Raw genomic sequence first — 13,472 nt, forward strand, 5'->3', positions numbered from 1 at the left:
TAAATAAAAAGAGCAGTCTGCCCACTAGCAGTACTGCTCTTTTTATTGATTTACAAAGCAAAGCTTATTGCCGCAAAATTAGTCAAAACAGATAGATACTGCGGCCATATCCCCAGTAAAAGAGTTGTCAGCATGCTTATTATTACTGTTATCTTTATTGCCGCTGAAACATTGATATAGTCGTTATTTGCTTTTCCTATATACATAACTTTAACTACTCGGAGGTAATAATATACCGATATCATTGACATAATAAAGCCAATAAAGGCCAGCCAGATATAGCCTTGCTCAACAACTGCCAAGAATAAATATAATTTCCCGACAAAACCAACCGTTGGTGGAATCCCCGCCATTGACAACAGGGATATCGTCATTACCATTGCCAATAACGGTGCTGATTTGCTAAGACCAGCAATTGCTTTATCATCGGTTCCTTTATTTTGTTTATCAACTACAGTAAGCACTGCAAATGCCCCGATATTAGCCACTATATATAAAAAGACATAAAATAAAACACTTTTTATTCCCTGTGGACTTGCTGCACAAAATCCCACCAATATATAACCAACCTGAGCAATCGATGAATAAGCCAGCATCCTTTTGATGTTTTTCTGTTTTATAGCGGCAATATTGCCGCCAATCATACAAATAGCCGCAAACACTGCCAATACTGGCAAAAAATAATTTGCAGTATGTAAAAATGCCACAAATAAAATACGAATGAAAACGGCAATTGCCGCTGCCTTAGACCCCATTGCCAACAGACCGGTTATTGGTGTCGGCGCACCTTCGTAAACATCAGGCGACCACATATGAAATGGCATAATCGATAATTTAAAAAACATACCAATTATTAGCAAAACAATTCCTGTCAGCATTAATGGCACAAAAAATCTTGTTTCTGCTGCTAATACATTAAAATCAAGGCTATGACCAGCACCATAGATTAAGCTTATACCATAAAGGGTAACAGCTGTTGCCACCGACCCCATAATCAGATATTTAATACCTGCTTCCGAAGAATTTTCATCATTATTTTTGAAGGCAGCCAGTATATAAAAGCTTATCGTCATCAATTCCAAACCGATAAACATCGTCACAAAATCATTGGCTGAAGCTAATACCATCATGCCAAGCAGGGAAAATAACAGCATGGCATAATATTCACCGCTATAGCGTAAATCATCTGCATAATCTAAAGACAGCATTATAGTAAAGATAACTGCCAATAAAAATAACTGCTTAAAAAATATGGCATAATTGTCAAAGTAAAACAGTTTATTATAAAAATATGGTGATATGCCAAAATGATATTGATAAAACAAACTTATAAACAAGCATCCCAATACCATTACTGCAATATAAGCCAAACTGCGTCGTGTTTCCTGCACTGGCAATAATAAATCCATTATGACGATTAACAAGGTCAGCAATAAAACTGTAATTTCCGGATATAAAATATAAATATTCATTACCATATCCCTCCCCATACCACTAATAAAGAGGGCTCATTATTTAAAGCCTGTAAAAAAGACTGTAATGGTGCAATAGTCCCATTTATCATCCCCAGCAATAATTGGGGAAAGATCCCAAACAAAATTAATACCGATCCCAATACAAATAGCGGCACCATTTCTGGGCCTTTAGCGTCTGGAATAGCATCAAAGCCATAATTTCTTGGTCCAAATAAGATTTTTTGCAATACCCGCAAAATATAAATTGCTGTAAACACTATTCCGGAAACAGCAATAATAGCTAGGAATGGATAGACCTTAAACAACCCCAAAAAAATTGTATATTCGGGCATAAAGCCGATAAGTCCCGGCAGTCCCACTGATGACATTCCAGCCAGCATAAATCCGACAGCAATACGCGGCATTTGATGCGCTAAACCGCGTAATTTATCAATGCTGCGTTTGTGGGTTTTTTCATAGACATAACCAATCATCGCAAAAAACAATGCACTCATTATGCCATGGGCTACCATATTGGCAATAGCACCGGTCAAGCTTATTGTATTCAACGCGGCAAAACCTAATAATACATATCCCATATGCGAAACTGAAGAATAACCAATTACATATTTCAAATCTTTTTGTACTATAGCTACATAGGCTGCATATATGACATTTCCCAAAGCCAAAACTATTATAATCGGTGCCCAAAATTTTGCTCCCGCTGGCAAAACCAAAAGCCCTAGACGAATAAGCCCATATCCGCCAATTTTCTTTAATACCCCCGCATGAATCATTGATACAGCCGTTGGTGCTCCTGCATATCCATCCGGTGACCAGGTATGAAAGGGAAACATCGATAGTAAAGTACCAAACCCTATTAATAACAGTAAAAAAACGATAATTTGAAACGATTGGCTTAAAGTTCCCAATAAATGAGCCTGGCTCAACGCTGCTATACTGAATGTACGCATACCTGCCGGAAAAGCCTGCAGATATAAAGCAACTATTCCCACCAGCATAAAAGCTGATCCGATCAATAAATAAATCGTCAGCTTCATCCCGGCATATTCTTTGCTTACCCGTTTGGTTGATCCCCAGATTATAACCATAATGTATATGGGAATAACAACTAATTCATAACATAATAAGAATATAAATAAATCACCGGCAATAAATGTTCCCATAACACCTGTGAGCAATATCAACAATAAAATAAAGAACTCTTTAGGCCGTTCATTTATGTTCCAAGAACTAAAAACAGCTGCAAAACCAATTATATTTGTCAAAAACAGCATTGGCAGCGATATTCCATCAACCCCTACTGTATAAGCCACGCCTAAATCACTTATCCAAGGAATTGACTGCATAAATTGCATACCGCCAAGGTTATTATCATAGTTAATATAAACATAAATAGTCATTAACAAACTTATTCCTGTAGCCATTGCAGCGATAAGTTTAATACTTTTCTTCGCAGTTGGCGGTATAAATAACAACAGTACAACCGCAACTATCGGAGCAAGTAAAATCATTGACAACAATGAATCTGTCATTAAAAACCACCTCCAGCCGCAAGTTCATTTATTTTAGTAAAAAACACTATAGTATATACCAATAAAATAATAACGCCACAGAAAAATATAGCAACATATGTTTGTATTTGTCCCGTCTGCAATTTCGAAAAAATTCTACTGCAATACACAGTCAGTGCTGCCATTGTATTAACAATGCCGTCAATAATATATAAATCAATAAAATACATTATTTTGCCGATTCCATCTATGAAGATACGGCATAATATGGCATAAAATTCATCAATATAATATTTATTAAAACTGACTGTATAAATAAATCCCATTTTTTGGGCTATTATATCCGACAAATATTTTTTACTGACATATATATGCCAAGCCAAGGCAATAGCTGCCACTGACAACGCTGTTGATATGCCGGCTAATCCAATATTCATATGTTCCGGCATCGCTTCTCCAAACCGCACCCAATCGCCAAAACCACCCACATACCCTGCTGCTCCGGCAAAAGCTGCCAATATTGACAGTACCGCTAATGGAATTTGCATAAAATATGATGTTTTATGCACGTGTCCATGCTGTTCTTTGCCCCAAAATACCACAAACAGCAATCTTGCCATATAAAATGCCGTCATAAAAGCTGTTATCGTTCCAATGATATATAATGGCATACTTACTGCCGCTGCTGCCGCTAATATTTCATCCTTAGAAAAAAATCCCGCAAAAGGCGGCAATCCAGAAATAGCCAACACCCCGATAGTCATTGTAACAAAAACCAATGGCATTTTTTTGCGCAGCCCGCCCATTTTAAAGATATCTGCTTCTTCATTGATAGCATGCATGACAGCCCCTGCACCTAAAAACAATAATGATTTAAAAAAAGCATGTGTCAACAAATGAAACATTGAAGCGGTAAGTGAACCAACACCTAAAGCCATCATCATATAACCAAGCTGGCTAATTGTCGAATAAGCCAAAATACGCTTTATTTCCCGCTGTGTTATGGCTATGCTAGCTGCAAAAAATGCAGTAAAAGCCCCCAGCCAGGCAATCAAATGCAGTAGCTCCGGTAACTGTGCAAATAAAAAATAGCTTCTTGCGACTAAATACACACCAGCTACGACCATAGTTGCCGCATGAATAAGTGCTGAAACAGGCGCTGGCCCCTCCATAGCATCAGGCAGCCATACATGCAGCGGAAATTGTCCTGATTTTCCAATGGGCCCAATAAATAACAATATGCCAATAATTGTCAATAAACCTGTCCCATTCGCCGCAATATACACTGGTAAAATATGCCTCAGTTCCATAAAATCAACTGTGCCAAATACCATCTGCAGCGATAATATGCCGATAAGCAAACCGAAATCACCAATACGTGTAGTTATAAACGCTTTTTTTGCTGCTTCTCTTGCTGATATACGATAATAATAAAAACCTATTAATAAATATGAACATAGTCCCACCAGTTCCCAAAATACATACATCTGCAAAAAATTAACTGCAATATTAAGTCCCAGCATTGATGCACTAAATAACGAAATATAGGCAAAAAATCTTCCATATCCTTTATCGCCCTTCATATAGCCGATGGAATAAATTTCCACTAAAAGTGCTACCAATGACACAACTACCAACATCATCGCTGACAAAGGATCGATCATAACCCCCATAGAAAAATGCATGCCGGCAATCTTTATCCATTGTATTTTTTGTATAAAAGGCATTTCTACACTTATTCCGGCATCTAACACGGCCATTACAACCGCTGCTGACATTATAAAACTAAAAGTCCCCGCCAGCACAGCAATTCCTGCCGACAATTGATGAAATTCCTTGAAAAATAAACCAATTATAATAAAAGCTGCTGCCGGAACCAATGGTATAAGCCAGGCATGATTAAGCGCAAATAATTCCATAGTCTGCCCTCCTTATCCCTTCATATTATTTATTTTATCAATATTTACTGTTTTAAAATCATGGTAAATCTTAAAAATAATGGCTAATCCAACTGCCACTTCTGCTGCAGCTACCGTTATTGAAAAAATCATCATAACCTGTCCCGACAAATCAGGCATTGGCAAAAAATAATTAAAAGCCGCAAAATTTATATTTACTGCATTTAGCATTATCTCTATACACATTAATATTGCAAATAAATTACGTTTCACTAAAATCCCATATAATCCTATACAAAAAAGCAGTGCACTTAAAATAAGAACCTGTGTCAACCCCACATGCATTATTCATCGGCCCCCTTTGCCAATACTACTGCGCCAATCATAGCTGCTAACAATAATACTGCTGCAATTTCAAACGATAACATGTATTTCCCCAGCAGCAGCTGTGCAATTGCATCAACAGTATTTCCCTCTGGTTTCACATTTACTGACGCCAATGGATATTCTATAAAAATAATACCTAAGCAAGTAAATAATCCACCTGTAATTAATGCAGTCCATATCATATATCTGCGTTCAGGCATATTAGTCCTGTCCATAGAAATGCGCCTTGTCATCATTATGCCTAATGCAATCAATATAACTACTGTTCCCGCATATATCATTATTTGCACCGCAGCTAAAAAATCGGCCTGCATCAGTGCATATAATCCGGCGATAGCAATAAAACATAATGTCATTGACAATGCTGAATGAACGAGATTTTTGCAATAAATTATGCCCCAGGCAGCAACAACTATTATTATTGCCAATATATAAAATATAATTGATGCCATCGTATCAGCCATTTTTCTCATCCTTCCTATTATTTTCTACAGCATCATATGTTAAATTTTCCCTATAATAACAAGAATTCTCATAATTTTTATCCCAGCTAAGTGCATCTACCGGACAAGCCTCAACACAAAAATTGCAATATAAACAGCGTCCCGCTTTATGTATATAGTTTTTCATATGCCGCTTTTTATTTTCATCTATCTCTACAGTTAAATCCAGTGCTGTATTAGGACAGGCCATTGCACATAATTTGCAGCTTATACACTTCTTTTCATCCAGCAGCAATTTACCGCCGCGAAACGCTTCCGTCATCGGTATTTTTTCTTCTGGATACTGTACCGTTTCTTTTTTGCCAAAGAAATGTTTAAGCGTAACAGCCAGCCCTACCAATAAGCCTTTTCCCTGCATAAATACTCACCTCTACATCCAGTTATAAATATATATCCCTATGCCTGTCGCTGCTATATTAAACAACGCTAATGGTAATAACACCTTCCAGCTCAATGCCATCATCTGATCAATTCTGGTGCGCGGATAAGTCCAGCGTATCCACATAAATAAAAAAATAACTAAAAATACTTTTATTAAAAACCATAATATTCCCGGCAATACAGGACCATGCCAACCACCTAAAAATAAAGTTACCGTTAATATTGCTGCACTTAAAAGATTGGCATATTCTGCTAAAAAAAACAGTGCCCAACGCATTCCGCTATATTCCGTAAACGGTCCAGCAATAATTTCTGATTCTCCTTCTACTAAATCAAAAGGTGTCCTGTTAATTTCCATTAATATTGATATTGTAAAAATAATAAAGGCCAAAGGTTCTACTGCTATAAACCACATATTTGACTGTGCCGCTACAATATCCGTCATTTTAAGTGAACCTGAAACCATGACCACCGCCAAAACAGCAAACGCCATGGGTATTTCACTGCTAAGCATTTGTGCGACCGCCCGCATCGCTCCCATAAAGGAATATTTATTTTCCGAGGCAAATCCACCTAATAAGAACATCAATACCGACTGAGACATAACTGCCATAACAAAAAATATCCCCACATTAAGATCGACAAAAACAGCCCCATCGTCAAAAGGAAATACCGCATATATAAGTGCTGCTGGAATAAATAACAGCATGGGCGTTATCCCCCATAAAATACGCTGGGCTTTAACAGGAATGATATCTTCCTTCCCCATAAGTTTTATCATATCCGCTACTGTTTGTAATAATCCCCAAGGACCAACACGATTTGGTCCAAGTCGATCCTGTATAAAACCACAAATACGTCTTTCCATATAAACCTGTATAATTGCTGCCAAAGAAATAACGGCAAATATTGCCATAATCTGGACTATTACCATTATCAGCTGGCTAATAAATTCATTGCCTGATAAATAATTTATTCCATAAAACAATTTATCAGTTAATATCACCAATAAACCACCCTGCATTTTTTCACCTCCAAGTTTAACAGTCCACTTCTCCCATTATCGGATCAATTGTTGACATGGCCGCTACAACGTCACCAACTAAATAACCACGGCACATTATGTCAAGCGCCTGCAAATTGATAAATGACGGTCTTCTGATATGAACCCGATAGGGTTTTGCCGAACCATCACTTACTATATGGTAACCGACCTCACCGCGTGGCCCCTCAGTTACATCATAAACTTCACCTTTAGGTGGTTTCAGCACTTTAGGAACCTTAGCCATAAATTCACCTGTTGGCAATCCAGCCAGTGCCTGCTTTATTATCTTGGCACTTTCTGACATTTCTTTAAGCCTGACAATGTATCTATCCCAATTGTCGCCCTTTTCTCCTAATGGAATTGAAAAATCAAAATCCTCATAAGAACAATATGTATTATCCTTGCGCAAATCGTAGCTGACGCCGCTGGCTCTAAGCATAGGTCCTGTTATTCCCAATTCCATTGCCTGTTTAGCCGTCAGTATTGAGGTATTTTTTAAGCGATATTGAAAAATTTCATTGCCTGTAAGTAAATCATTATATTCATCAATCATATCAGTCAATTTTGCCAAAAAATCATCTATCATGCTAATTACTTTTACTGCTAAATCAGATTTTACTCCGCCTATCCTGATATATGAATAGGTCATGCGTGCTCCGCACAATTCATTAAATATATCCAAAATTCGTTCCCGATCACGAAAAGGGTAAATCATTCCAGTCGTAGCACCTAAATCCACAGCCAATGAACCAATAAAAATCATATGGCTGGCTATACGATTTAATTCGGCCATTATCACTCTTATGTACTGTGCTCTTTTAGGAACTTCAATTTGCGCCAATTTTTCCACAGCACTGCAGTAACCAAGATTATTGTTCATAGCTGATACATAATCAAGTCTATCGGTATAGGGCAGGCATTGAAAATATGTACGTTTTTCCAGTAATTTTTCAATGCCTCGGTGCAGATAGCCCATACAGGGATCTGCCCTTAAAATTCTTTCCCCATCAAGTGTCAGCCAAACCTGCAAAACCCCATGGGTACTTGGGTGTACAGGTCCCATAGATAATTTATAACTTTCTGTCTGTATCATAGCAACATCCCCTTCCGGCATTTCATCATATTAAAAGTCTTTACGCAAAGGATAGCCGCTAAAATCATCTGGCAGCAATATCCGTTTTAAATTAGGATGCCCTGTAAAGATAATTCCCATTAAATCAAATTGTTCTCTTTCCTGAAAATCAGCCGCCGGCCATATTTCTGTTACGGATGGAAGCTGCGGTTTATTTTTTTCAACTGGAAATTTTATTATTATCTCTTTATAATCTTCTATCGCTGTTAGATGATAAATGACCTCAAAACATTCTGGATAATCAACAGCCGTTACATTAGAAAGCATTATAAAATTATATTTATCTTTAAGCATTTGCATAAAAGCCAAAAAATCCCCCTGTTTAAACAGCAGCGGCGGCTTCGCTAAAGTTTTATCAAACTCTATTTTGGCACTGCAAGCGGCTTGTATTTGTTCCAGTATTTCTAGAGTCACATAACTTCGTTTCATTATTCCACCTTCTGTATTAATTCCGGATGCCGGATTTTTTCTTTTAGCTTAAGCATTCCTTCTATCAATGCTTCTGGTCTTGGTGGACAGCCGGGAATATATACATCCACCGGAATTATTTTATCAACTCCCGGCACCACTGAATACGCATCGGCAAACGGACCACCTTCATTGGCACAGCTGCCCATGGCAATAACATATTTAGGATTGGGCATCTGTTCATATAAGCGTTTCAACGGCGGCGCCATTTTCCAGGTCAAGGTGCCTGCCACAATAAATAAATCAGCCTGCCGCGGCGATGGGCGAAATACTTCATAACCAAAGCGTGATAAATCAAAACGGGCGGCAGCTGCACACATCATCTCAATAGCGCAGCAGGATAAACCCGAGGTAAGCGGCCATAAAGAATTACTGCGCGCCCATTTAAACAGTCCATCCACAGTTGTCAATAAAACATTATCCCGTAAAATTTCTGGTACACGTTCTTTTATTTCCATACTAAAGCTCCTTTTTTCCAGGCATATGCCAATCCTATCGCTAATATTCCAGCAAAAATAAACATTTCAATTAAGCCAAATAATCCCATAACATTAAATTTAACGGCCCACGGAAAAAGAAATACCGTTTCGACATCAAATACTACAAAAATAATTGCATATAAAAAATAACTTATCCTGTACCGCGGTACATTTCGTCCTATTGTATCCACGCCGCATTCATATTGCGAATTTTTTTCCTCATTAGGCTGCCGTGGTTCAATAAGCAACGGCATAATCATTGCCATTATAGGAAATACTCCTGCTACTACTAATAATAATAGCATTTTCATAAATTCTGTCATTTTCTTACATCCCTTCATTTGAATTTTTTTTTATTGTATTTAGAAATTTAATTATTTCATAGAAAATTTATGATAATATTTTTTGAAAGTATATATTTTATATAATAATTACGTGTTTTTGTCAAATATACATAGATTATGTTTTATGATAATTTACATTTATAAGGTTTATAACATTGTAACAAATTGTCTGTTCTTTTACCAATTATCTATTTTTTCCCTATTTTATAAAATAAGGTTTTTCTTGCTATAACTTTATATTTATTTTTTATCCTTTCTTTTATTTGCCATTGTTACTTCATATACCTATAATTTATTTAAAATAAAATATATTCCTGTTTTTATTTTTTTGACAAGTAAAAATACTTGACAGTATATTTATTTTTCTATATAATATGCATCGTAGTAAATTTAGTTGTCGAGGTGTTATAAATGATAGACAACTTTTTAAGATTAAGCACTCTTTTCGACTTTTATGGTGCTTTATTGACAAAAAAACAACAGGATTGCCTAAAAATGCACTTATATGAAGACTGGTCACTTTCAGAAATAGCCGCTGCACTGGATATTTCTCGTCAAGCTGCCTATGACATGATCCATCGTTGTACTGCAACTTTGGAAAAATATGAAAGCAAGCTGCAGCTAATTAATAAGTCAAAAAAACGGCAAACATCTTTAAACAGTATTCTCACTGATGTTAACACTTTGCAATCCGCTATTTCTAATAAACGATTACATATTATTGAAGATAAATTACGTGAATTATTAAATTCCTGAAATACTGAGAGGGTGAATTAGAGTGATTTTTGAATCGCTGGCTGAAAAATTACAAGACACATTCAAAAAACTGCGTGGCCATGGGCGCCTCTCAGAAGATGATGTTAATACCGCCATGCGCGATATACGTATGGCTCTACTTGAAGCAGATGTTAACTTTAAAGTAGTAAAAAATTTCGTAGCTAAAATAAAAGAACGTGCTATTGGTGCTAATATTTTAGAAAGTCTTACCCCCGCACAGGCCGTAATTCAAATAGTAAATGAAGAACTAACTCAATTAATGGGAGGCTCGGTAAGCCGCCTGACAATTGCACCAAATCCACCGACAATCATCATGATGGCTGGTCTTCAGGGTGCTGGTAAAACTACATCAGTGGGTAAACTTGGTACTATGCTTAAAAAGCAGGGCAAGCGACCATTATTTGTCGCAGCTGATATTTATCGCCCAGCTGCTATAAAACAGCTGCAGGTCATTGGTGAACAGTTAGATATTCCTGTTTTTACCATGCCAGAAGGAACAAATCCGGTAACTATTGCCGATGAAGCAATAAAACATGCCTTATCACATGCTAATGATATTGTAATAATCGATACAGCTGGACGTCTCCATATTAATGAAGAACTTATGCAGGAACTTAAGTCAATAAAGTCAACTGTCCATCCACATGAAATCTTATTAGTTGTTGATGCTATGACCGGTCAAGATGCCGTAAATGTTGCTGAAAGCTTCAATAAAGATTTAGGTCTTGATGGTGTAGTTCTCACTAAAATGGATGGTGATGCCCGCGGTGGTGCGGCTTTATCCGTAAAAGCCGTTACTGGCTGTCCAATAAAATTTGTTGGTACGGGTGAAAAACTTGAAGCATTAGAAATGTTTTATCCTGATCGTATGGCTTCTCGTATTTTGGATATGGGCGACGTATTGTCCCTTATCGAAAAAGCTCAAGAAACTTTTGACGCTGATGAAGCCAAGAAAATGGAAAAAGCTTTTCGTAAAAACCAATTCACTTTAGATGATTTTCTTGACCAGATGCAGCAAGTCAAAAAACTTGGTTCACTTGATAAAATACTTGGCATGCTGCCAGGCATGGGCGGACTTAAGAAAAAAATGGGCGATATTGACATGGACTTAAAGAACAATAAGGAAATTGCCCATATTGAAGCGATCATCCGTTCTATGACACCAGCTGAACGAAATAATACAAAAATTATAAATGGCAGCCGCCGCAAACGTATTGCCAGCGGCAGCGGTACTAAAGTTCAGGATGTTAACAAACTTTTAAAACAGTTTGATGAAATGAAAAAAATGATGAAAAAAATGACCAATATGAAAGGAAAAAATGGAAAAAGCATGATGAAAGGTCTTCCTAAAGGCCTTGGCAACTTCAAGTTTCCATTTTAAGGAGGTGAATATTTAATGGCAGTAAAAATCCGTTTAAATCGCATGGGTGCTAAAAAGAATCCGTTTTATCGTATTGTTGTAGCTGATTCCCGTGCTCCACGTGACGGCCGTTTTATCGAAATCATCGGTAATTATGATGTTACCAAAGAACCGGCTATCGTAAATATAGATGAAGATAAAGCTATTGATTGGATGGGTAAAGGCGCACAACCTACCGATACCGTAAAATCATTATTTTCTAAAAAAGGTATAATGGCTAAATTCGCTGAAGCAAAAAAAGCGAACAAATAAGAAAGAGGCTATGATATGAAAGAACTTATTGAGCTTATAGCAAAATCTCTTGTCGATAATCCTGATATGGTTGTCGTAAAAGAAAAAAATGACGGCAAAACTGTTGTTTATGAACTTTCTGTAGCAGATGATGATATGGGAAAAGTAATTGGCAAACAGGGCCGTATTGCTAAGGCAATGCGCACTGTCGTAAAAGCCGCGGCAGCTCGTGAATATAAAAAAGTCATAGTTGATATTATTTAATATGCAGCGGCAACGGACTTTGAAAAAAGCCTTGCCGCTGTTATTATATCCAAGCAAACAATTATATATCTTTCATTGATAAACTATTATTAGTTTTAAATAAATTTTATTTGCCTTAGCAAATAGCAATTATTAGTCAATTAGTTGAGCCTTACTATTATAGCGAGTAAATAAGTATTACACACAGTAAAGTCCCATTCACAGCAATAATAGTAGGGCCAATTGATTTACAATGATAATCGGGAGGTTAACAAAGTGGATTCAATTACATTGCAAAGCCCGGTAACTGTTAAAGCCAAAGTTACCGAAAAATTCAAAACAGATATGTTGTTCAATCTTAAACGTGAAATAGAAAAAATCGATGCTGAAGTTTCTCATATTGACAAAGATATGAAACAGCTTTTAGCCGAAGAAAATAATGATATGCAGCGTGTTTCAGCAATGCTGCAACGTATGGAAGAAGAAAAACATAAACGTTTATCTTACAAAGAAAATCTTAATCATAAAATTGCTGACACCGAAGGCTTAGAAATCGGTGCTGAAGTCGTACAGGGCACTTTGCAGCGTCTTATTGAAATAAAAGTCGGCGATATGATGCCGGAAATCATGAATACAGAATTGCTGGTAGAAGATGGAAAAATTATCGAAATGCGCGCCTGAAGAAATGCTGATAATCGGCAAAATTGGTAAACCGCATGGCATCAAAGGTGAACTGCGTGTTTACCCCTTGACCGATTTTCCCGAGCGCTTTGAAAAACTGCGCACAGCTTATATTGATAATACTGCAGTTGACATTGCGTCTACCCGCTATAGCAATGATTTCGTCATACTCAAAATAAAAGATTTCAATAGCAGAGAGCAGGCTGCTACGGTTACAGGCAAGCTGCTTAAAATCAACCGTGCCGATGCAGCACCATTAGCCAAAGGTGAATATTACTCCTTTGATATAATTGGTCTTATTGTCTATGACGAAAATGGCATCTGCCTGGGTAAAATAATCGATATTATAAAAACCGGCAGCAATGATGTTTATGTTATCGAGGAAGCAGAAACTGCCAAACACATACTTGTTCCGGCACTAAAAAAGGTCGTCACTAATATTGATTTAACTAACAAACGCATGGATATTATCATGCCGATAGTAGAAGAATAAT

Annotated in this window: 17 protein-coding genes; 6 read left to right on the plus strand and 11 right to left on the minus strand. The window is 37.0% G+C overall.

What is annotated here, in order from left to right:
* Nucleotides 1-50: 50 nt before the first annotated feature.
* The 11 genes from HNR32_RS07955 to HNR32_RS08005 are packed head-to-tail and all read right to left on the minus strand — an operon-like array spanning nucleotide 51 to nucleotide 9,605.
* Entirely contained in the window at nucleotides 51-1,472 is a 1,422-nt protein-coding gene (locus HNR32_RS07955) for an NADH-quinone oxidoreductase subunit N (protein ID WP_183861445.1), read from the minus strand.
* Nucleotides 1,472-3,010, minus strand: coding sequence for a complex I subunit 4 family protein (locus HNR32_RS07960; protein ID WP_183861447.1), 1,539 nt, complete (start codon nucleotides 3,008-3,010; stop codon nucleotides 1,472-1,474). Before HNR32_RS07960 ends, HNR32_RS07955 begins: the two co-directional genes overlap by 1 nt.
* Complete coding sequence (gene nuoL / locus HNR32_RS07965; RefSeq protein ID WP_183861449.1) at nucleotides 3,010-4,908, minus strand: NADH-quinone oxidoreductase subunit L; 1,899 nt, start codon at nucleotides 4,906-4,908, stop codon at nucleotides 3,010-3,012. The genes HNR32_RS07960 and nuoL overlap by 1 nt, the downstream gene beginning before the upstream one ends.
* 12 nt (nucleotides 4,909-4,920) lie before the next feature.
* Nucleotides 4,921-5,232, minus strand: a complete 312-nt coding sequence (gene nuoK, locus HNR32_RS07970) for an NADH-quinone oxidoreductase subunit NuoK (protein WP_183861451.1) — start codon at nucleotides 5,230-5,232, stop codon at nucleotides 4,921-4,923.
* Nucleotides 5,232-5,738: an NADH-quinone oxidoreductase subunit J family protein gene (locus HNR32_RS07975; RefSeq protein ID WP_183861453.1), complete on the minus strand. Its 507-nt coding sequence runs from the start codon at nucleotides 5,736-5,738 to the stop codon at nucleotides 5,232-5,234. Before HNR32_RS07975 ends, nuoK begins: the two co-directional genes overlap by 1 nt.
* Nucleotides 5,731-6,135 (minus strand): NuoI/complex I 23 kDa subunit family protein, encoded by a 405-nt coding sequence (locus HNR32_RS07980; protein WP_183861455.1) that lies wholly within the window; start codon nucleotides 6,133-6,135, stop codon nucleotides 5,731-5,733. The genes HNR32_RS07975 and HNR32_RS07980 overlap by 8 nt, the downstream gene beginning before the upstream one ends.
* 12 nt (nucleotides 6,136-6,147) lie before the next feature.
* Nucleotides 6,148-7,182, minus strand: a complete 1,035-nt coding sequence (gene nuoH, locus HNR32_RS07985; protein WP_183861457.1) for an NADH-quinone oxidoreductase subunit NuoH — start codon at nucleotides 7,180-7,182, stop codon at nucleotides 6,148-6,150.
* 16 nt (nucleotides 7,183-7,198) lie between these two features.
* Nucleotides 7,199-8,296, minus strand: coding sequence for an NADH-quinone oxidoreductase subunit D (locus tag HNR32_RS07990; RefSeq protein ID WP_183861459.1), 1,098 nt, complete (start codon nucleotides 8,294-8,296; stop codon nucleotides 7,199-7,201).
* Nucleotides 8,297-8,326: 30 nt separating this feature from the next.
* Nucleotides 8,327-8,764 carry an NADH-quinone oxidoreductase subunit C gene (locus HNR32_RS07995; RefSeq protein WP_183861461.1) on the minus strand — a complete coding sequence of 146 codons (438 nt, stop codon included), beginning with the start codon at nucleotides 8,762-8,764 and terminating at the stop codon, nucleotides 8,327-8,329.
* Nucleotides 8,764-9,261 carry an NADH-quinone oxidoreductase subunit B gene (locus tag HNR32_RS08000; protein WP_183861462.1) on the minus strand — a complete coding sequence of 166 codons (498 nt, stop codon included), beginning with the start codon at nucleotides 9,259-9,261 and terminating at the stop codon, nucleotides 8,764-8,766. Before HNR32_RS08000 ends, HNR32_RS07995 begins: the two co-directional genes overlap by 1 nt.
* Nucleotides 9,252-9,605 (minus strand): NADH-quinone oxidoreductase subunit A, encoded by a 354-nt coding sequence (locus HNR32_RS08005; RefSeq protein ID WP_183861463.1) that lies wholly within the window; start codon nucleotides 9,603-9,605, stop codon nucleotides 9,252-9,254. The genes HNR32_RS08000 and HNR32_RS08005 overlap by 10 nt, the downstream gene beginning before the upstream one ends.
* Before the next feature lie 432 nt (nucleotides 9,606-10,037).
* Between HNR32_RS08005 and ylxM the strand changes: the two genes are divergently transcribed.
* The 6 genes from ylxM to rimM all read left to right on the plus strand — a co-directional run bounded on the left by ylxM (nucleotide 10,038) and on the right by rimM (nucleotide 13,471).
* Entirely contained in the window at nucleotides 10,038-10,382 is a 345-nt protein-coding gene (gene ylxM, locus HNR32_RS08010) for a YlxM family DNA-binding protein (protein ID WP_183861464.1), read from the plus strand.
* A gap of 22 nt (nucleotides 10,383-10,404) precedes the next feature.
* On the plus strand, nucleotides 10,405-11,784 hold the full coding sequence (ffh, locus tag HNR32_RS08015) for a signal recognition particle protein (protein WP_183861465.1): 1,380 nt from the start codon (nucleotides 10,405-10,407) through the stop codon (nucleotides 11,782-11,784).
* A gap of 15 nt (nucleotides 11,785-11,799) precedes the next feature.
* Nucleotides 11,800-12,075 carry a 30S ribosomal protein S16 gene (gene rpsP / locus HNR32_RS08020; protein WP_183861466.1) on the plus strand — a complete coding sequence of 92 codons (276 nt, stop codon included), beginning with the start codon at nucleotides 11,800-11,802 and terminating at the stop codon, nucleotides 12,073-12,075.
* A gap of 15 nt (nucleotides 12,076-12,090) precedes the next feature.
* Nucleotides 12,091-12,318 (plus strand): KH domain-containing protein, encoded by a 228-nt coding sequence (locus HNR32_RS08025; RefSeq protein WP_183861467.1) that lies wholly within the window; start codon nucleotides 12,091-12,093, stop codon nucleotides 12,316-12,318.
* Nucleotides 12,319-12,573: 255 nt separating this feature from the next.
* Nucleotides 12,574-12,978 (plus strand): YlqD family protein, encoded by a 405-nt coding sequence (locus tag HNR32_RS08030; RefSeq protein ID WP_183861469.1) that lies wholly within the window; start codon nucleotides 12,574-12,576, stop codon nucleotides 12,976-12,978.
* A complete protein-coding gene (gene rimM / locus HNR32_RS08035) occupies nucleotides 12,950-13,471 on the plus strand; it encodes a ribosome maturation factor RimM (protein WP_183861471.1) in 522 nt (173 codons plus the stop codon). The genes HNR32_RS08030 and rimM overlap by 29 nt, the downstream gene beginning before the upstream one ends.
* The last annotated feature ends 1 nt before the right edge of the window (nucleotide 13,472 follow it).

Origin of the sequence: Pectinatus brassicae (genome assembly GCF_014201835.1) — a bacterium.
GTDB lineage: Bacteria > Bacillota > Negativicutes > Selenomonadales > Selenomonadaceae > Pectinatus > Pectinatus brassicae.